The following is a 20,712-nucleotide window of genomic DNA, read 5'->3' as shown; positions in this document are numbered from 1 at the left end:
TTTGTAATTAAAATAAAAATTTGCTATAGTTATTCATGTATTTAAAAGGTTGGGGATTAGCATAATGGGATTGTGCTAGCACAGTTATTTATGCATTGTCATGCCTATCTATTACTTACTAACTAAAAAATAATGAAATGGGTGTAAACTATATGCCTGAAAGAGAACGTACATCTCCTCAGTATGAATCATTCCACGAATTGTACAAGAACTATACTACCAAGGAACTCACTCAAAAAGCTAAAACTCTTAAGTTGACGAACTATAGTAAATTAAATAAAAAAGAACTTGTTCTAGCTATTATGGAAGCACAAATGGAAAAAGATGGTAACTATTATATGGAAGGTATCTTAGATGATATACAACCAGATGGTTATGGTTTTTTAAGAACAGTGAACTATTCTAAAGGGGAAAAAGATATTTATATATCTGCTAGCCAAATTCGTCGTTTTGAAATTAAACGTGGGGATAAAGTAACTGGGAAAGTTAGAAAACCTAAAGATAACGAAAAATATTATGGCTTATTACAAGTTGACTTTGTTAATGACCATAACGCAGAAGAAGTGAAGAAACGTCCGCATTTCCAAGCTTTGACACCACTTTATCCAGATGAGCGTATTAAATTAGAGACAGAAACACGAAATTATTCAACGCGCATCATGGATTTAGTTACACCGATTGGTTTAGGTCAACGTGGCTTAATAGTGGCGCCACCTAAAGCAGGTAAAACATCGTTATTAAAAGAGATAGCGAATGCAATCAGTACGAACAAACCAGATGCAAAGCTGTTTATTTTGTTAGTTGGCGAGCGTCCTGAAGAGGTAACAGATTTAGAACGCTCAGTAGAAGCTGCTGAAGTCGTTCATTCAACGTTTGACGAACCACCAGAACACCATGTTAAAGTAGCTGAATTATTACTTGAACGTGCAAAGCGTTTAGTAGAAATTGGGGAAGATGTCATTATTTTAATGGATTCTATAACGAGATTAGCACGCGCTTATAACTTAGTTATTCCACCAAGTGGTCGTACATTATCAGGTGGTTTAGATCCTGCATCTTTACACAAACCAAAAGCATTCTTCGGTGCAGCGAGAAATATTGAAGCAGGTGGAAGTTTAACAATACTTGCAACTGCATTAGTTGATACGGGTTCACGTATGGACGATATGATTTACGAAGAATTTAAAGGAACAGGTAACATGGAGTTACATTTAGATCGTAAATTGTCTGAACGTCGTATCTTCCCTGCAATTGATATTGGCAGAAGTTCAACGCGTAAAGAAGAATTGTTGATAAGTAAATCTGAATTAGACACATTATGGCAATTAAGAAATCTATTCACTGACTCAACAGACTTTACTGAAAGATTTATTCGCAAACTTAAAAAGTCTAAGAATAATGAAGATTTCTTCAAGCAGCTACAAAAGTCTGCAGAAGAAAGTACTAAAACGGGTCGACCTATAATTTAATAAACATTATATAGGGGCTTGCGTTTTGAATTAATTACCTTTATAATTACACAGTATTGGGTAAAAACTCACAAATAACTCTGTTCCAGATGGTTCAGGGCAAAGGAGCTGAAAATAATGAAACAAGGAATTCATCCTGAGTATCACCAAGTAATCTTTTTAGATACTACTACAAACTTCAAATTCTTAAGCGGTTCTACAAAAACATCTTCAGAAATGATGGAGTGGGAAGATGGAAAAGAATACCCAGTTATTCGTTTAGATATTTCATCTGATTCACATCCATTCTACACTGGACGTCAAAAATTCGCTGCTGCGGATGGACGTGTGGAACGTTTCAACAAAAAGTTTGGTCTTAAATCAAACAACTAATATAGTAATCGTTAAGCTGTCTGCTTCCTATAATGGAATTGTAGACAGCTTTTTTATTTATAAGTGTAGTAAGGGTGTTTACTTACGACTGTGTTCAAAGAAGTGAGTCAATACCATGTTGTTAATACATAATGATAAATTTCCCCTTTATTAAAGTTTGTATTGAGTAGAAACATCGCACGAATAAGAAGCAACAAATTAGAATAGCTGTATATAAATATGCAAGACAAATTTATAAAATAATTGTTCATGTACAATATCGATATAATTATGAAAAAGACATTTATGAATATTTGAAATATGATATAATAAAGCGATTATGTTTTGAAAAAGGTGGAACTCTCAATGTATGAAACTTACCATTCCGGTTGGATAGAATGTATTACAGGTAGTATGTTTAGCGGTAAATCCGAAGAACTTATAAGACGTTTAAGAAGGGGCATATACGCTAAACAAAAAGTCGTTGTATTTAAACCGGCGATTGATGATCGATATCATAAAGAAAAAGTGGTCTCTCATAATGGTAATGCCATTGAAGCGATTAATATTTCTAAAGCAAGTGAAATTATGACGCACGACTTAACTAATGTTGATGTTATAGGAATAGACGAAGTGCAATTTTTTGACGATGAAATTGTAAGTATAGTAGAAAAACTATCAGCAGATGGACACCGTGTTATTGTTGCTGGATTAGATATGGATTTTAGGGGCGAACCGTTCGAACCAATGCCTAAATTGATGGCTGTCAGTGAACAAGTAACGAAACTTCAAGCAGTTTGTGCTGTTTGTGGTTCTTCATCTAGTAGAACGCAACGATTAATAAATGGTAAACCAGCTAAAATCGATGATCCGATTATCTTAGTGGGTGCCAATGAAAGTTATGAGCCACGTTGTCGTGCGCACCATATCGTAGCACCTAGTGATAATAATAAGGAGGAATTATAAGTGTTTGATCAATTAGATATTGTAGAAGAAAGATACGAACAGTTAAATGAACTGTTAAGTGACCCAGATGTTGTAAATGATTCAGATAAATTACGTAAATATTCTAAAGAGCAAGCTGATTTACAAAAAACTGTAGATGTTTATCGTAACTATAAAGCTAAAAAAGAAGAATTAGCTGATATTGAAGAAATGTTAAGTGAAACTGATGATAAAGAAGAAGTAGAAATGTTAAAAGAGGAAAGTAGCGGTATTAAAGCTGAACTTCCAAATCTTGAAGAAGAGCTTAAAATATTATTGATTCCTAAAGATCCTAATGATGACAAAGACGTTATTGTAGAAATCAGAGCAGCAGCTGGTGGTGATGAGGCTGCGATTTTTGCTGGTGATTTAATGCGTATGTATTCAAAGTATGCTGAATCACAAGGATTCAAAACTGAAATAGTAGAAGCGTCTGAAAGTGACCATGGTGGTTACAAAGAAATTAGTTTCTCAGTTTCTGGTAATGGTGCGTATAGTAAATTGAAATTTGAAAATGGTGCGCACCGCGTTCAACGTGTGCCTGAAACAGAATCAGGTGGACGTATTCATACTTCAACAGCTACAGTGGCAGTTTTACCAGAAGTTGAAGATGTAGAAATTGAAATTAGAAATGAAGATTTAAAAATCGACACGTATCGTTCAAGTGGTGCAGGTGGTCAGCACGTAAACACAACTGACTCTGCAGTACGTATTACCCATTTACCAACTGGTGTCATTGCAACATCTTCTGAGAAGTCTCAAATTCAAAACCGTGAAAAAGCAATGAAAGTGTTAAAAGCACGTTTATACGATATGAAAGTTCAAGAAGAACAACAAAAGTATGCGTCACAACGTAAATCAGCAGTCGGTACTGGTGATCGTTCAGAACGTATTCGAACTTATAATTATCCACAAAGCCGTGTAACAGACCACCGTATAGGTCTAACGCTTCAAAAATTAGGGCAAATTATGGAAGGCCATTTAGAAGAAATTATAGATGCACTGACTTTATCAGAGCAGACAGATAAATTGAAAGAACTTAATAATGGTGAATTATAAAGAAAAGTTAGATGAAGCAATTCATTTAACACAACAAAAAGGGTTTGAACAAACACGAGCTGAATGGTTAATGTTAGATGTATTTCAATGGACGCGTACAGACTTTGTAGTCCACATGCATGATGATATGCCGAAAGCGATGATTATGAAGTTCGACTTAGCATTACAACGTATGTTATTAGGAGAGCCTATACAGTATATAGTTGGCTTTGCCTCATTTTATGGTAGAACGTTTGATGTAAACTCAAATTGTTTGATACCAAGACCTGAAACTGAAGAAGTAATGTTGCATTTCTTACAACAGTTAGAAGATGATGCAACAATCGTAGATATCGGAACGGGTAGTGGTGTACTTGCAATTACTTTGAAATGCGAAAAGCCGGATTTAAATGTTATTGCTACTGATATTTCACTTGAAGCAATGAATATGGCTCGTAATAATGCTGAGAAGCATCAATCACAAATACAATTTTTAACAGGGGATGCATTAAAGCCCTTAATTAAAGAAGGTATCAAGTTGAACGGCTTGATATCTAATCCACCATATATAGATGAAAAGGATATGGTTACGATGTCTCCAACGGTTACGAGATTCGAACCACATCAGGCATTGTTTGCAGATAACCATGGATATGCTATTTATGAATCAATCATTGAAGATTTACCTCACGTTATGGAAAAAGGCAGCCCAGTTGTTTTTGAAATTGGTTACAATCAAGGTGAGGCACTTAAATCAATAATTTTAAGTAAATTTCCTGACAAAAAAATCGACATTATTAAAGATATAAATGGCCACGATCGAATCGTCTCATTTAAATGGTAATTAAAAGTTATGCCTTTGCTATGATTAGTTAAGTGCATAGCTTTTTACTTTGTATTATGATAAATAAGAAAGGCGTGATTAAGTTGGATACTAAAATTTGGGATGTTAGAGAATATAATGAAGATTTACAGCAATATCCTAAAATAAATGAAATAAAAGACATTGTTTTAAACGGTGGTTTAATAGGTTTGCCAACTGAAACAGTTTATGGACTTGCAGCAAATGCGACAGATGAAGAAGCTGTAGCTAAAATATATGAAGCTAAAGGCCGTCCATCTGACAATCCGCTTATTGTTCATATACACAGTAAAGTTCAATTAAAAGATTTTACATATACTTTGGATCCACGCGTAGAAAAGTTAATGCAGGCATTCTGGCCGGGCTCTATTTCGTTTATATTGCCGTTAAAGCCAGGCTATCTATGTCGAAAAGTTTCTGGAGGTTTATCATCAGTTGCTGTTAGAATGCCAAGCCATCCTGTAGGTAGACAATTATTACAAATCATAAATGAACCTCTAGCTGCTCCAAGTGCTAATTTAAGTGGTAGACCTTCACCAACAACTTTCAATCATGTATATCAAGATTTGAATGGCCGTATCGATGGTATTGTTCAAGCTGAACAAAGTGAAGAAGGATTAGAAAGTACGGTTTTAGATTGCACATCTTTTCCTTATAAAATTGCAAGACCTGGTTCTATAACAGCAGCAATGATTACAGAAATACTTCCGAATAGTATCGCCCATGCTGATTATAATGATACTGAACAGCCAATTGCACCAGGTATGAAGTATAAGCATTACTCACCCAATACACCACTTACAATTATTACAGATATTGAGAGCAAAATTGGAAATGACGGTAAAGATTGGTCTTCTATAGCTTTTATTGTGCCGAGTAATAAGGTGGCGTTTATACCAAGTGAAGCGCAATTCATTCAATTATGTCAGGATGACAATGATGTTAAACAAGCAAGTCATAATCTTTATGATGTGTTACATTCACTTGATGAAAATGAAAATATTTCAGCTGCGTATATATACGGCTTTGAGCTGAATGATAATACAGAAGCAATTATGAATCGCATGTTAAAAGCTGCAGGTAATCACATTATTAAAGGGTGTGAACTATGAAGATTCTATTCGTTTGTACAGGTAACACATGTCGTAGCCCATTAGCGGAAAGTATTGCAAAAGAGGTTATGCCAAATCATCAATTTGAATCAAGAGGTATATTCGCTGTGAACAATCAAGGTGTTTCGAATTATGTTGAAGACTTAGTTGAAGAACATCATTTAGCTGAAACGACCTTATCGCAACAATTTACTGAAGCAGATTTGAAAGCAGATATTATTTTGACCATGTCGTATTCGCACAAAGAATTAATAGAGGCACACTTTGGTTTGCAAAATCATGTTTTCACATTGCATGAATATGTAAAAGAAGCAGGAGAAGTTATAGATCCATACGGCGGAACAAAAGAAATGTATGTACATACCTATGAAGAACTTGTAAGTTTAATTTTAAAATTAAAAGATATTATTTGCTAGTAGGAATTCTGTATAATTAGTATATGTTAACAGTTAAATAAGTTATAATAGAGGAGTGTAGCACTTTGCTATATTCCTTTTTTATTTTTAGGAAGGGTGGGCTTTTATGAAAGATTTGACAATGTTATTAGACGAATTAAAAGATATGTCCTTTTTTAATAAAGGAGATATATGTTTAATTGGATGTTCAACATCGGAAGTCATTGGCGAAAAAATAGGGACTGTCGGTTCGATGGAAGTTGCAGAAACTATTTTTAATGCATTAGATGTTGTGAGTAAAGAGACAGGCGTTACTTTTGCTTTTCAAGGATGTGAACATATCAACAGAGCGATAACAATAGAAAAATCTCAGTTTAATCCATTAACAATGGAAGAAGTTTCCGTCGTTCCAGATGTACATGCTGGAGGGAGTTTGGCAACATACGCTTTTCAGCATATGAAGGATCCGATCGTGGTCGAACATATTACTGTTCCTTGTGGAATTGATATTGGTCAAACATTAATAGGCATGCATATTAAACATGTATGTGTACCTGTAAGGACCTCAGTAAAGCAAGTAGGAAAGGCAATTGTAACTATTGCCACATCTAGGCCGAAAAAGATTGGTGGCGAACGTGCTAAATACCAATAAGTTTTTTTGAAAGAAGGGGAGATTTTATGTCTTATATCACCAAGCAAGATAAAGTTATCGCAGAAGCAATCGAGAGAGAATTTCAGAGACAAAATAGCAACATAGAGTTAATCGCATCGGAAAATTTTGTATCGGAAGCGGTTATGGAAGCACAAGGTTCAGTGTTGACTAATAAGTATGCTGAAGGCTATCCAGGACGCCGATATTATGGTGGCTGTGAGTTTGTAGATGTTACTGAAAGCATCGCAATTGATCGTGCTAAAGCATTGTTTGGAGCTGAACATGTCAATGTTCAACCACATTCAGGTTCACAAGCGAACATGGCTGTTTACTTAGTTGCATTAGAAATGGGCGACACAGTTTTAGGTATGAATTTGAGTCATGGTGGTCACTTGACACATGGAGCGCCTGTTAATTTTAGTGGTAAATTCTACAATTTCGTTGAATATGGAGTAGATAAAGACACAGAACGAATCAATTATGATGAAGTTCGTAAATTAGCGTTAGAGCATAAGCCTAAGCTTATTGTGGCAGGAGCATCAGCATATTCAAGAACAATTGACTTTAAAAAGTTTAAAGAAATCGCAGATGAAGTAAACGCTAAGTTAATGGTAGACATGGCACATATTGCAGGATTAGTAGCGGCAGGTTTACATCCAAATCCAGTAGAATATGCTGATTTTGTAACAACTACAACACACAAAACATTACGCGGACCACGTGGTGGTATGATTTTATGTAAGGAAGAATATAAAAAAGACATAGATAAAACAATTTTCCCTGGTATTCAAGGTGGACCTCTTGAGCATGTTATTGCAGCAAAAGCAGTTGCTTTTGGAGAAGCGTTAGAAAATAATTTCAAAACGTATCAACAACAAGTGGTTAAAAACGCAAAAGTTCTTGCAGAAGCATTAATTAATGAAGGATTTAGAATTGTTTCTGGCGGTACAGATAATCACTTAGTAGCTGTTGATGTAAAAGGGTCTATAGGACTTACTGGTAAAGAAGCTGAAGAGACTTTAGATTCAGTTGGTATCACATGTAACAAAAATACCATTCCGTTCGATCAAGAAAAACCTTTTGTAACGAGTGGTATACGTTTAGGTACACCTGCTGCAACAACGCGTGGATTTGATGAAAAAGCTTTTGAGGAAGTTGCAAAAATCATCAGTTTAGCATTGAAAAATAGTAAAGATGAAGAAAAATTACAACAAGCTAAAGAACGCGTTGCGAAATTAACAGCTGAATATCCTCTATATCAATAAACATACACAAAGATAGGAGTAATTTTTATGAGTAAAGTACACGTTTTCGATCATCCATTAATTCAACACAAACTAAGCTATATTAGAGATGTAAATACAGGTACTAAAGAATTTAGAGAACTTGTAGACGAAGTTGGTATGTTGATGGCATATGAAGTAACTAGAGACTTAGAGCTTCAGGATGTTGATATTGAAACGCCTGTAACTAAAATGACGGCTAAACGATTAGCTGGTAAAAAATTAGCTATCGTTCCAATTTTAAGAGCTGGTTTAGGTATGACTGATGGTATTTTAAGTTTAGTACCTGCAGCAAGAGTTGGACATATCGGTTTGTATCGAGATCCCGAAACATTAAAGGCTGTAGAGTATTTTGCTAAGTTACCTCAAGATATTACTGAAAGACAAATCATTGTTGTTGATCCTATGTTAGCAACAGGCGCATCAGCAATTGAAGCTATTACTTCATTGAAGAAACGTGGCGCTAAAAATATTCGCTTCATGTGTTTAATTGCAGCACCAGAAGGCGTAGAAAAGATGCATGAAGCACATCCAGATGTAGATATTTATATTGCTGCACTTGATGAAAAGCTAAATGACAAAGCATATATCACACCAGGGTTAGGCGACGCTGGAGATAGATTGTTTGGTACTAAATAGAAGAATCGGAGATAAGTAGTTTGATGAAAAAGATTATGACCATATTTGGAACAAGACCCGAAGCCATAAAGATGGCTCCTTTAGTTAAAGCTTTGGAACAAGAAAAAATGCTCGAGCCAATTGTTGTTGTTACAGCACAGCATAGAGAAATGCTTGATTCAGTATTAAGTACCTTTGAAATCAAACCAAAATACGATTTGAATATTATGAAATCAGGACAGACACTTTCTGAGATAACTTCTAAATCAATCACTCAATTAGAACAAGTGATTCAATTAGAAAAACCAGACATGGTACTTGTACATGGTGATACGATGACGACATTTGCAGGTGGTTTAGCGGCATTTTATAACCAAGTGCCGATTGGACACGTTGAAGCAGGGCTTAGAAGTTATGATAAATATTCACCTTTTCCGGAAGAGGTGAATAGACAATTAGTTGGTGTATTAGCTGACTTACATTTTGCACCTACTAAAAATGCTGCATCGCATTTGTTAAGTGAAGGGAAATATTCAGAAAGTGTTGTTGTCACTGGTAATACAGCGATTGATGCTATGAAATATACAGTTGATGACAATTATAAATCTAACATCATGGATAAATACCATGACAAAAAATTCATTCTTATGACAGCACACCGACGAGAAAATATCGGGCAACCCATGGAAAATATATTTAAAGCGGTTAGACGCTTAATAGATGAGTATACTGATTTAGCACTAGTATATCCAATGCATAAAAACCCGAAAGTTCGAGAGGTGGCTCAAAAGATTTTAGGTAGTCATGACAGAATTGAATTGATTGAACCTTTGGACGTAGTAGATTTCCATAATTTTGCTAAAAAATCTTATTTTATTTTGACAGATTCAGGTGGAATTCAGGAAGAAGCGCCATCATTTAATAAGCCAGTTTTAGTTTTGCGAAGCGTTACAGAACGTCCTGAAGGTGTCGAAGCTGGCACATTAAAAGTCATTGGAACAAATAAGCAAAATGTGTATCAAGCTGCAAAAGAATTAATCGATGATGAGAGATTATATCATCAAATGTCTGAGGCATCTAATCCTTACGGTGATGGATTTGCTTCAGAAAGAATAGTTAATCATATTAAGTATTATTTGAATTTAATCACTGAAAAACCAAGCGATTTCTAAGAAAAATAGACTTTTTGTCTAATTGTGTCTAAATTGTGTCTGACTATGCTTATTTTTTTACAACAATTTGAATAGAATTGACACCACAAATCGCCTATATTATCATTTAGTTTGTATGAGTGGAACGGTTTTCATGATTGATATCAGTCACACGGAGGCATATAAAATGAGTCGTTTCTACAACATTTTTAAACAGTTCATTCAATATTATTTTTATCTAATAATAATATTGGGAGGATTATACCTTTATACACACCATGCATTTATCTTAGGATTAATCATTGGTGTTACTGGTTCTGCAATCAACACATGTATTTTTGAATGCTATTTAGCTAAAGCTAAAAGACCAGACACTATGCATATTTCAACTGGAAATATGTGGCGATACTTAGTTGCAATTATTGCCTGTATGATTTGGTACTTTAATAAAGCGCATGTAAGTATAATCGGTATAATTATTGGTTTAATGATTTCATATGTTGTAGTTATCATACGTCCTTTACTAAAGGTGAGCAAATAAATTAAGAAAGAGGTGAGATTATGGATCACAAATCCCCGCTCGTGAGTTGGAATTTATTCGGTTTTGATATCGTTTTCAATTTATCAAGTATATTGATGATACTTGTTACGGCGTTTCTTGTTTTTCTACTTGCTATCATTTGTACGCGTAATTTGAAAAAAAGACCAACTGGCAAACAAAATTTCGTTGAATGGATTTTTGATTTCGTGAGGGGAATCATTGAAGGTAACATGGCTTGGAAAAAAGGTGGTCAATTCCACTTCTTAGCAGTAACGCTGATTCTGTACATTTTTATAGCTAATATGTTAGGTCTTCCGTTTTCTATAGTAACGAAAGATCACACATTGTGGTGGAAATCACCAACAGCTGATGCAACAGTGACTTTAACGTTGTCTACAACGATAATACTGTTAACTCACTTTTATGGAATTAAAATGCGTGGTACGAAACAATATCTTAAAGGTTATGTACAGCCGTTTTGGCCATTGGCAATTATTAATGTTTTTGAAGAGTTCACTTCAACATTAACGCTTGGTCTGCGTTTGTACGGTAACATATTTGCAGGTGAGATACTATTAACATTACTTGCTGGCTTATTCTTTAACGAACCAGCATGGGGTTGGATTATTAGTATCCCAGGATTAATTGTTTGGCAAGCATTTTCAATATTTGTAGGAACAATCCAAGCATATATCTTTATTATGCTTTCGATGGTTTATATGTCACATAAAGTGGCAGATGAACACTAAAAATTTCAATAATTATATACAATCACAGGAGGAAATTAAATTATGAATTTAATCGCAGCAGCAATCGCAATTGGTTTATCAGCATTAGGAGCAGGTATCGGTAACGGTTTAATCGTTTCAAGAACAGTTGAAGGTGTAGCACGTCAACCAGAAGCACGTGGTCAATTAATGGGTATCATGTTCATTGGTGTAGGTTTAGTTGAGGCATTACCTATCATCGGTGTAGTAATTGCATTCATGACATTTGCTGGATAATTAACAGATAAAAGAGGTCGGGACAAAGCGCATAGGACATAATTCATGATGCATATATAGTAATATCTTTGAACTTTATTAAATAGTTGAGATATGAACGCACCATGCCTATCGCATAAATTCAGTAGGTCCTAACCTCGTCGTTTTTTTCTATATAACACTAGCGATTATTTTAATGAAAGGAGTGTCATGAACCCGTGACTGAAACAGCTAACTTATTCGTTCTTGGTGCAGCTGGAGGCGTTGAGTGGGGTACTGTGATTGTACAGGTCCTAACTTTCATCGTGTTACTTGCGTTACTTAAAAAGTTCGCATGGGGTCCATTGAAAGATGTAATGGATAAACGTGAAAGAGATATTAACAGAGATATCGATGACGCAGAACAAGCTAAGTTAAATGCACAGAAACTTGAAGAAGAAAATAAACAAAAACTTAAAGAAACACAAGAAGAAGTTCAAAAGATTTTAGAAGATGCTAAGGTTCAAGCACGTCAACAGCAAGAACAAATTATTCATGAAGCAAACGTACGTGCAAACGGTATGATTGAAACAGCACAAAGTGAAATCAATAGCCAAAAAGAACGTGCCATTGCAGATATTAATAATCAAGTATCTGAACTATCAGTGTTAATTGCTTCTAAAGTTCTTAGAAAAGAAATTTCTGAACAAGACCAAAAAGCATTGGTTGACAAGTATCTAAAAGAGGCAGGCGATAAATAATGGTAAAAGTAGCTAACAAGTATGCTAAAGCATTATTTGACGTGTCATTAGATACAAATAATTTAGAAACTATTAATGAAGAATTAACAGTTATAAATGAAGCAGTAAAAGATAAAATTGAGCAATTGAAAATGGTTGACAGTAATCCAACTCAAACAGCAGAACAACGTCGTGAGTTGATTAATGGTGTATTTACTGACATTAATCCATACATTAAAAATATGATGTACGTGTTAGCAGATAATAGACATATCTCATTAATAGCTGACGTATTCAAGGCGTTCCAAAGCTTATATAACGGACACTACAATCAAGATTTTGCAACAATTGAGTCAACATATGAATTGAGTCAAGAAGAGTTAGATAAGATTGTCAAACTAGTAACTCAACAAACGAAGTTATCTAAAGTTATTGTAGATACAAAAATTAATCCAGATTTAATTGGTGGATTTAGAGTTAAAGTCGGCACAACTGTATTAGATGGTAGTGTTAGAAATGATCTTGTCCAATTACAAAGAAAATTTAGAAGAGTTAATTAATTATAAAGAGGAGTGACATAGATGGCCATAAAAGCTGAAGAAATCAGTGCATTACTTCGCTCACAAATTGAAAATTATGAGTCAGAAATGTCCGTAACTGATGTTGGTACTGTATTACAAATTGGTGATGGTATTGCATTAATTCACGGATTAAATGACGTTATGGCTGGTGAGCTAGTAGAATTCCATAACGGCGTACTTGGTTTAGCCCAAAACCTTGAAGAGTCAAACGTGGGTGTGGTTATTTTAGGACCATACACAGGTATTACTGAAGGTGACGAAGTTAAACGTACTGGTCGTATCATGGAAGTACCAGTAGGTGAAGAACTAATCGGAAGAGTTGTTAATCCATTAGGACAACCTATTGATGGACAAGGACCGATTAACACAACTAAAACACGTCCAGTAGAGAAAAAAGCTACTGGTGTAATGGATCGTAAATCAGTAGATGAGCCATTACAAACAGGTATCAAAGCAATTGATGCTTTAGTACCAATTGGTAGAGGTCAACGTGAGTTGATCATCGGTGACCGTCAAACAGGTAAAACAACAATTGCAATTGACACAATTTTGAACCAAAAAGATCAAGGTACGATTTGTATCTATGTTGCTATTGGTCAAAAGGATTCAACAGTAAGAGCAAATGTTGAAAAGTTAAGACAAGCAGGCGCTTTAGACTACACTATTGTTGTAGCAGCATCAGCTTCTGAACCTTCTCCATTATTATATATTGCACCATATTCAGGTGTAACAATGGGTGAAGAATTCATGTTTAACGGTAAACATGTTTTAATCGTTTATGATGATTTAACTAAACAAGCAGCAGCTTATCGTGAGTTATCATTATTATTACGTAGACCTCCAGGTCGTGAAGCATACCCAGGTGACGTATTCTACTTACATAGTAGATTATTAGAAAGAGCAGCAAAATTAAACGATGACTTAGGTGGCGGTTCAATTACTGCATTACCAATTATCGAAACACAAGCTGGTGATATTTCAGCTTATGTACCAACAAACGTTATTTCAATTACAGATGGACAAATCTTCTTACAATCTGATTTATTCTTCTCAGGTGTAAGACCAGCGATTAATGCCGGACAATCTGTATCTCGTGTTGGTGGATCTGCACAAATTAAAGCAATGAAGAAAGTTGCTGGTACGTTACGTCTTGACTTAGCGTCATACAGAGAACTTGAATCATTTGCACAATTCGGTTCAGACCTTGATGAATTTACTGCAAGTAAATTAGAACGTGGTAAACGTACTGTTGAAGTCTTAAAACAAGATCAAAACAAACCATTACCAGTTGAACACCAAGTGTTGATTATTTATGCATTAACAAAAGGATATTTAGATGATATTCCAGTTGTAGATATCACACGTTTTGAAGACGAGTTAAACCACTGGGCAGAATCAAATGCTACTGAACTGTTAAATGAAATCAGAGAAACTGGTGGCTTACCAGATGCTGAGAAGTTTGACACAGCAATTAACGAATTCAAAAAAAGCTTTAGCAAATCTGAATAATAAACAAGTTTAGTATAAGGTGGTGAGATAGTGGCTTCTCTTAAAGAAATAGATACTCGAATAAAATCAACCAAAAAAATGAAGCAGATTACGAAAGCGATGAACATGGTATCAAGTTCAAAACTTCGTAGAGCTGAAAAAAATACAAAACAATTCACACCATATATGGATAAAATGCAAGATGCAATTACTGCAGTTGCAGGGGCAAGTAGCAATACAAACCATCCAATGCTAAGACCTCGTAAAATTACTAGAAGTGGATATTTAGTTATCACGAGTGATAAAGGTTTAGCAGGTGCATATAGTGCAAACGTGCTTAAAAAATTGATTACTGATATTGAAGCGAAACATCAAGATAGTAGCGAATACAGTATTGTAGTTTTAGGGCAACAAGGTGTTGATTTCCTAAAAAATAGAGGTTATGACATTGAGTATTCTCAAGTAGACGTACCTGATCAACCTTCTTTCAAATCTGTTCAAGCACTAGCTAACCATGCTATAGACTTATACAGTGAAGAAGAAATTGATGAATTAAATATATACTATAGTCATTATGTCAGCGTTCTTGAAAACAAGCCTACATCTAGACAAGTATTACCATTATCTCAAGAGGATTCTAGTAAGGGACACGGTCATTTGTCTTCTTATGAATTTGAGCCAGATAAAGAATCTATCTTAAGTGTAATCTTGCCTCAATATGTTGAGAGTTTGATTTACGGAACAATATTAGACGCAAAAGCAAGTGAGCATGCAACACGTATGACTGCGATGAAAAATGCCACTGATAATGCAACTGAACTTATTGATGACTTATCATTAGAATATAACAGAGCGAGACAAGCAGAAATTACGCAACAAATTACTGAAATTGTTGGTGGTTCCGCAGCGCTTGAATAATATTTAAAGGAGGAAAATAGCATGGGAATTGGCCGTGTAACTCAAGTTATGGGTCCTGTAATTGATGTTCGATTTGAACATAACGAAGTTCCTAAAATTAATAACGCCTTGGTTATTGATGTGCCTAAAGAAGAAGGTACAATACAACTAACATTAGAAGTTGCGCTGCAATTAGGTGACGACGTTGTTCGTACAATTGCGATGGATTCAACTGATGGTGTCCAAAGAGGCATGGATGTAAAAGATACAGGCAAAGAAATTAGTGTACCTGTTGGTGACGAAACATTAGGTCGTGTATTTAATGTACTAGGTGAAACAATTGACCTTAAAGAAGAAATTAGTGATTCTGTTCGCCGCGATCCTATCCATCGTCAAGCACCAGCATTCGATGAACTTTCAACAGAAGTTCAAATTTTAGAAACAGGTATTAAAGTAGTAGATTTACTAGCACCTTATATTAAAGGTGGTAAAATCGGATTGTTCGGTGGTGCCGGTGTAGGTAAAACAGTATTAATCCAAGAATTAATTAACAACATCGCTCAAGAGCACGGTGGTATTTCTGTATTCGCCGGTGTAGGTGAACGTACTCGTGAAGGTAACGATTTATACTTCGAAATGAGTGACAGTGGTGTAATTAAGAAAACAGCCATGGTATTCGGGCAAATGAATGAGCCACCTGGTGCACGTATGCGTGTTGCATTATCTGGTTTAACAATGGCTGAATATTTCCGTGACGAACAAGGTCAAGACGTATTATTATTCATCGATAACATTTTCAGATTTACACAAGCTGGTTCTGAGGTATCTGCATTATTAGGTCGTATGCCTTCTGCAGTAGGTTACCAACCAACACTTGCTACTGAAATGGGACAATTACAAGAACGTATTACGTCTACAACAAAAGGATCAGTTACTTCTATTCAAGCGGTATTCGTACCTGCCGATGACTATACTGACCCAGCGCCAGCGACAGCGTTTGCCCATTTAGATGCAACTACAAACTTAGAACGTAAATTAACTGAAATGGGTATTTATCCAGCCGTGGATCCATTAGCGTCTACATCAAGAGCATTGGAACCATCAATTGTAGGTCAAGAACATTATGAAGTAGCTCGTGATGTACAATCAACACTTCAAAAATACCGTGAATTACAAGATATCATTGCTATCTTAGGTATGGACGAATTATCTGATGAAGATAAACAAACAGTTGAACGCGCACGTAGAATTCAATTCTTCTTATCTCAAAACTTCCACGTAGCGGAACAATTTACTGGTCAAAAAGGTTCTTATGTACCTGTTAAGACAACAGTTGCAAACTTTAAAGATATCTTAGATGGTAAATATGACCATATTCCAGAAGATGCATTCCGTTTAGTTGGTAGCATGGATGATGTTATTGCAAAAGCTAAAGATATGGGTGTTGAAGTATAACAATTAGGAGGAATGGATAATGAATACATTAAACCTAGATATTGTCACTCCTAATGGTTCTGTTTACAATCGTGATAATGTTGAACTCGTTGTTATGCAAACAACAGCTGGTGAGATAGGTGTCATGAGTGGACATATTCCAACTGTAGCTGCTTTAAAAACAGGCTTTGTAAAAGTGAAATTTCACGATGGAACTGAATATATTGCTGTAAGCGATGGCTTTGTTGAAGTTAGAAAAGATAAAGTTTCAATCATTGTTCAGACTGCAGAAACTGCAAGAGAAATTGATGTTGAAAGAGCTAAATTAGCCAAAGCAAGAGCAGAGTCTCACTTGGAAAATGATGACGACAATACTGATATTCATAGAGCCGAAAGAGCTTTAGAGAGAGCAAATAACCGTTTGCGTGTGGCTGAATTAAAATAGTAAATAAAGGGTCGAAGATGTGATTTCATATCTTCGACCCTTTTTTGAATTATATTGATTTAAAAATACAAAACATAAGAGGGCGGGAGGAATTGATAAAGAACCATTAAAGATTTATGATGTAGTGGTTCTTTATCATTAACCACAGCTAATGTGTATTTAAAAATAGGAGGGAGTGGGACAGAAATGATATTTTTACAAAATTTATTTCGTTGTCCCACCCCAACTTGCACATTAATGTAAGCTGACTTTCCGCCAGCTTTTGTGTTGGGGCCCCGCCCCCAACTTGCATTGTTTGTAGAAATTGGTGTTCCAATTTCTCTTTGTTGGGGCCCCGCCGGCAAGGTTGACTAGAGTTTAAAAAAGCTTGTTGCAAGCGCATTTTCATTCAGTCAACTACTGCCAATATAATATTATAGACCCTAGGACATTGATTTATGTCCCAAGCTCAAGAAATACTAATTTCTAAAGAAAAAGTATTTCTTTATGTTGGGGCCCACCCCAACTTGCATTGTCTGTAGAAATTGGTGTTCCAATTTCTCTATGTTGGGGCCCCGCCCCCAACTTGCACATTAATGTAAGCTGACTTTCCGCCAGCTTCTGTCTTGGGGCCCCGTCAACTACTGCCAAATATAACACTATAGAGTCTAGACATTGATTTATGTCCGACTCTCAAGAATAGTTTTACTTTTTACAATCACTAATAGATTGCTAAAATCAAAATTTCTTTTCACCACTATCTACAGTCGACATTTCATTTTTTGAAAGTAGCTACATTTTTTCATGCCAAGATACTTTATAGTTATGATATTTATGTAAAAAGAATTATATAGTAAGTTAGCTTAAACTTTACTAAAAACGGGTATTAAACTTTGTATCATTATTTAAATTTTTCATGTACAATGTAATACAGTAATCTTATGAGGTGATAAAATGGATTATATCGGACAATTTGCAGTTATCCATTTAGTGTTACATGTTGTATGTATTTGTATTGCCTATTGGGCTTTACAATCAATTAGATTAGATCAATTTTTTAAAAAAGGATACGCCACTCAATTACAAGTGTGTATGATATTTGTTGCTATTTTATTAGGCACTGCAGTAAGCAATTTTATTGTAGATTTGTTACAATACTCGACGCAGGTAAAATATTTAATAAAATAAGTCTAACTCTATGATTTGTAATCAAAACTAGATATAATTAAATAATGACTTAAAATAATTTTAAAATAGGGAAATGTAAAGTAATAGGAGTTCTAAGTGGAGGATTTACGATGGATAAAATAGTAATCAAAGGTGGAAATAAATTAACGGGTGAAGTTAAAGTAGAAGGTGCTAAAAATGCAGTATTACCAATATTGACAGCATCTTTATTAGCTTCTGATAAACCGAGTAAATTAGTTAATGTTCCAGCTTTAAGTGATGTAGAAACAATAAATAATGTATTAACAACCTTAAATGCTGACGTTACATACAAAAAGGACGAAAACGCTGTTGTCGTTGATGCAACAAAGACTCTAAATGAAGAGGCACCATATGAATATGTTAGTAAAATGCGTGCAAGTATTTTAGTTATGGGACCTCTTTTAGCAAGACTAGGACATGCTATTGTTGCATTGCCTGGTGGTTGTGCAATTGGAAGTAGACCGATTGAGCAACACATTAAAGGTTTTGAAGCTTTAGGCGCAGAAATTCATCTTGAAAATGGTAATATTTATGCTAATGCTAAAGATGGATTAAAAGGTACATCAATTCATTTAGATTTTCCAAGTGTAGGAGCAACACAAAATATTATTATGGCAGCATCATTAGCTAAGGGTAAGACTTTAATTGAAAATGCAGCTAAAGAACCTGAAATTGTCGATTTAGCAAATTACATTAATGAAATGGGCGGTAGAATTACTGGTGCTGGTACAGACACAATTACAATCAATGGTGTAGAATCATTACATGGTGTAGAACATGCTATCATTCCAGATAGAATTGAAGCAGGCACATTACTAATCGCTGGTGCCATTACTCGTGGCGATATTTTTGTACGTGGTGCAATCAAAGAACATATGGCTAGTTTAGTGTATAAATTAGAAGAAATGGGCGTTGAATTGGACTATCAAGAAGACGGCATTCGTGTAAGAGCTGAAGGAGATTTACAGCCTGTTGACATCAAAACATTACCGCATCCTGGTTTCCCAACCGATATGCAGTCACAAATGATGGCATTATTATTAACAGCAAATGGACATAAAGTAGTAACTGAAACTGTATTTGAAAATCGTTTTATGCATGTTGCAGAGTTCAAACGTATGAACGCGAATATCAATGTTGAAGGTCGCAGTGCAAAACTTGAAGGCAAAAGTCAATTGCAAGGTGCGCAAGTTAAAGCGACTGATTTAAGAGCAGCAGCAGCCTTAATTTTAGCTGGATTAGTTGCTGATGGTAAAACAAGTGTCACTGAATTGAATCATTTAGATAGAGGATATGTTGACTTACATGGCAAATTGAAGCAATTAGGTGCAGACATTGAACGTATTAACGATTAATTCAGTAAATTAATATAATGGAGGATTTCAACCATGGAAACAATTTTTGATTATAACCAAATTAAACAAATTATACCTCACAGACAGCCATTTTTATTAATTGATAAAGTAGTTGAATATGAAGAAGGTCAACGTTGTGTGGCTATTAAACAAGTATCAGGAAACGAACCATTCTTTCAAGGGCATTTTCCTGAGTATGCGGTAATGCCAGGCGTATTAATTACTGAAGCGTTAGCTCAAACAGGTGCGGTAGCTATTTTAAATAGTGAAGAAAATAAAGGTAAAATCGCTTTATTTGCTGGTATTGATAAATGTCGTTTTAAACGTCAAGTAGTACCTGGTGATACTTTAACATTGGAAGTAGAAATCACTAAAATTAAAGGACCAATCGGTAAAGGTAATGCTAAAGCTACTGTCGATGGTCAACTTGCTTGTAGTTGTGAACTTACATTTGCAATTCAAGATGTAAAATAAAACAAAAAACATTCAAAGATTTAATGTGTTGGCATAATCTTTGAATGTTTTTTATTTTACTCTTCTAATTTTTCATCCTTTAACTTTGGTTTAGACTGCATCATTCGATTAAATGATTTTTTTAATTCTTCACCAGATAATCCATCATCAATAAGTTGTTCTAATAAACTTTCAGCATACTGTTGACGTAAAGTGTAAATATGACATTCAAATACGATAGACATTGTTGTTTTAAAATTTTTAATACTTTTCACAGTAGATTCAAATAAAGCTGGATCATTGGCTGGACGCGTGATGACGACACGAATATCCAATAACTGTTCATTGTCTTGATATTCCTTAAATGTTTCATAATGCTCATTAGAAATGACAATTTCAAGCAACCAACCCGTGCCACTTTCCTCTTTATTAATTATTACGCCATCTTCTAATTCATATTCTATAATTCTGCCGTGTTCATTTACAATTTGAAACCTTACTGCTTTAAAAGTTTTCATATTCCCACATCCCATTAGTTTAATATTTATGATTTTTGAATTAATTAGAAGAATTAAGGTCATTTCATGACTAATTTCTTTAAATATAACAAATAACGAGATGCTATAGCTATTAATTTGGAAATGATAATTTAATAATGTACACTTTTGATTGTTTAAACATGTACAATTTTTAAAAACCTATAGATAATTTTA

24 protein-coding genes and 1 pseudogene are annotated in these 20,712 nt (G+C 34.8%); 24 read left to right on the top strand and 1 reads right to left on the bottom strand.

The genetic code is table 11. The features are described 5' to 3' along the window. Positions 1–152: 152 nt before the first annotated feature. The 24 genes and pseudogenes from rho (at position 153) to fabZ (ending at position 20,020) form a co-directional block, all read left to right on the top strand. Positions 153–1,469, top strand: a complete 1,317-nt coding sequence (gene rho, locus ACXQH5_RS12255; RefSeq protein WP_001115103.1) for a transcription termination factor Rho — start codon at positions 153–155, stop codon at positions 1,467–1,469. A gap of 117 nt (positions 1,470–1,586) precedes the next feature. Then, on the top strand, positions 1,587–1,841 hold the full coding sequence (locus tag ACXQH5_RS12250) for a type B 50S ribosomal protein L31 (RefSeq protein WP_000808968.1): 255 nt from the start codon (positions 1,587–1,589) through the stop codon (positions 1,839–1,841). A 345-nt stretch (positions 1,842–2,186) separates the two neighbouring features. Further along, positions 2,187–2,786: a thymidine kinase gene (locus ACXQH5_RS12245; RefSeq protein WP_000273356.1), complete on the top strand. Its 600-nt coding sequence runs from the start codon at positions 2,187–2,189 to the stop codon at positions 2,784–2,786. Next, positions 2,787–3,863, top strand: a complete 1,077-nt coding sequence (gene prfA, locus ACXQH5_RS12240; protein ID WP_000460244.1) for a peptide chain release factor 1 — start codon at positions 2,787–2,789, stop codon at positions 3,861–3,863. Continuing rightward, positions 3,850–4,686, top strand: coding sequence for a peptide chain release factor N(5)-glutamine methyltransferase (prmC, locus tag ACXQH5_RS12235; RefSeq protein WP_000248731.1), 837 nt, complete (start codon positions 3,850–3,852; stop codon positions 4,684–4,686). The genes prfA and prmC overlap by 14 nt, the downstream gene beginning before the upstream one ends. A gap of 83 nt (positions 4,687–4,769) precedes the next feature. Further along, the gene (locus ACXQH5_RS12230) at positions 4,770–5,816 is read left to right on the top strand and encodes an L-threonylcarbamoyladenylate synthase (protein ID WP_000379901.1); all 1,047 of its coding nucleotides are present in this window, start codon (positions 4,770–4,772) and stop codon (positions 5,814–5,816) included. Continuing rightward, entirely contained in the window at positions 5,813–6,232 is a 420-nt protein-coding gene (locus ACXQH5_RS12225) for a low molecular weight protein arginine phosphatase (protein ID WP_000697334.1), read from the top strand. The genes ACXQH5_RS12230 and ACXQH5_RS12225 overlap by 4 nt, the downstream gene beginning before the upstream one ends. Positions 6,233–6,338: 106 nt before the next feature. Beyond that, complete coding sequence (locus ACXQH5_RS12220; RefSeq protein ID WP_000654180.1) at positions 6,339–6,863, top strand: TIGR01440 family protein; 525 nt, start codon at positions 6,339–6,341, stop codon at positions 6,861–6,863. Between the two features lie 26 nt (positions 6,864–6,889). Continuing rightward, positions 6,890–8,128 carry a serine hydroxymethyltransferase gene (gene glyA / locus ACXQH5_RS12215; protein WP_000120494.1) on the top strand — a complete coding sequence of 413 codons (1,239 nt, stop codon included), beginning with the start codon at positions 6,890–6,892 and terminating at the stop codon, positions 8,126–8,128. A gap of 27 nt (positions 8,129–8,155) precedes the next feature. Then, entirely contained in the window at positions 8,156–8,785 is a 630-nt protein-coding gene (gene upp, locus ACXQH5_RS12210; protein WP_000048712.1) for a uracil phosphoribosyltransferase, read from the top strand. A gap of 23 nt (positions 8,786–8,808) precedes the next feature. Next, positions 8,809–9,936 (top strand): non-hydrolyzing UDP-N-acetylglucosamine 2-epimerase, encoded by a 1,128-nt coding sequence (gene wecB, locus ACXQH5_RS12205; RefSeq protein WP_000723421.1) that lies wholly within the window; start codon positions 8,809–8,811, stop codon positions 9,934–9,936. A 67-nt stretch (positions 9,937–10,003) separates the two neighbouring features. Beyond that, on the top strand, positions 10,004–10,456 hold the full coding sequence (locus tag ACXQH5_RS12200; protein ID WP_077446662.1) for an ATP synthase subunit I: 453 nt from the start codon (positions 10,004–10,006) through the stop codon (positions 10,454–10,456). Between the two features lie 20 nt (positions 10,457–10,476). Continuing rightward, positions 10,477–11,205, top strand: a complete 729-nt coding sequence (gene atpB, locus ACXQH5_RS12195) for a F0F1 ATP synthase subunit A (RefSeq protein ID WP_000349655.1) — start codon at positions 10,477–10,479, stop codon at positions 11,203–11,205. 42 nt (positions 11,206–11,247) lie between these two features. Beyond that, complete coding sequence (gene atpE / locus ACXQH5_RS12190) at positions 11,248–11,460, top strand: F0F1 ATP synthase subunit C (RefSeq protein ID WP_001048816.1); 213 nt, start codon at positions 11,248–11,250, stop codon at positions 11,458–11,460. Between the two features lie 197 nt (positions 11,461–11,657). Next, positions 11,658–12,179, top strand: coding sequence for a F0F1 ATP synthase subunit B (locus ACXQH5_RS12185; protein WP_000140679.1), 522 nt, complete (start codon positions 11,658–11,660; stop codon positions 12,177–12,179). Continuing rightward, positions 12,179–12,718, top strand: coding sequence for a F0F1 ATP synthase subunit delta (locus tag ACXQH5_RS12180; RefSeq protein WP_000241344.1), 540 nt, complete (start codon positions 12,179–12,181; stop codon positions 12,716–12,718). Before ACXQH5_RS12185 ends, ACXQH5_RS12180 begins: the two co-directional genes overlap by 1 nt. Positions 12,719–12,739: 21 nt before the next feature. Then, a complete protein-coding gene (atpA, locus tag ACXQH5_RS12175; RefSeq protein ID WP_000974881.1) occupies positions 12,740–14,248 on the top strand; it encodes a F0F1 ATP synthase subunit alpha in 1,509 nt (502 codons plus the stop codon). Between the two features lie 30 nt (positions 14,249–14,278). Beyond that, positions 14,279–15,145, top strand: coding sequence for an ATP synthase F1 subunit gamma (atpG, locus tag ACXQH5_RS12170; RefSeq protein ID WP_000157603.1), 867 nt, complete (start codon positions 14,279–14,281; stop codon positions 15,143–15,145). Positions 15,146–15,166: 21 nt separating this feature from the next. Further along, positions 15,167–16,579 carry a F0F1 ATP synthase subunit beta gene (atpD, locus tag ACXQH5_RS12165; protein ID WP_000511135.1) on the top strand — a complete coding sequence of 471 codons (1,413 nt, stop codon included), beginning with the start codon at positions 15,167–15,169 and terminating at the stop codon, positions 16,577–16,579. Between the two features lie 19 nt (positions 16,580–16,598). Further along, complete coding sequence (locus tag ACXQH5_RS12160; protein WP_001094394.1) at positions 16,599–17,003, top strand: F0F1 ATP synthase subunit epsilon; 405 nt, start codon at positions 16,599–16,601, stop codon at positions 17,001–17,003. A gap of 708 nt (positions 17,004–17,711) precedes the next feature. Next, positions 17,712–17,805 (top strand): annotated as a pseudogene (locus tag ACXQH5_RS12155) (hypothetical protein). Between the two features lie 131 nt (positions 17,806–17,936). Next, complete coding sequence (locus tag ACXQH5_RS12150) at positions 17,937–18,170, top strand: DUF1146 family protein (RefSeq protein ID WP_000384520.1); 234 nt, start codon at positions 17,937–17,939, stop codon at positions 18,168–18,170. Positions 18,171–18,280: 110 nt separating this feature from the next. Beyond that, entirely contained in the window at positions 18,281–19,546 is a 1,266-nt protein-coding gene (gene murA / locus ACXQH5_RS12145; RefSeq protein WP_000358002.1) for a UDP-N-acetylglucosamine 1-carboxyvinyltransferase, read from the top strand. Between the two features lie 33 nt (positions 19,547–19,579). After that, positions 19,580–20,020 (top strand): 3-hydroxyacyl-ACP dehydratase FabZ, encoded by a 441-nt coding sequence (gene fabZ, locus ACXQH5_RS12140; RefSeq protein WP_000447678.1) that lies wholly within the window; start codon positions 19,580–19,582, stop codon positions 20,018–20,020. Positions 20,021–20,076: 56 nt separating this feature from the next. Here the strand turns inward: fabZ and ACXQH5_RS12135 are convergent, their stop codons facing one another. Further along, positions 20,077–20,517, bottom strand: coding sequence for a YwpF-like family protein (locus ACXQH5_RS12135; RefSeq protein ID WP_000846746.1), 441 nt, complete (start codon positions 20,515–20,517; stop codon positions 20,077–20,079). Positions 20,518–20,712: the final 195 nt, after the last annotated feature.

It is taken from the genome of Staphylococcus sp. SA22, from assembly GCF_054165785.1.
Note: the sequence above shows the minus strand (reverse complement) of the source record. Positions and strands in the feature narration are given on the sequence as shown.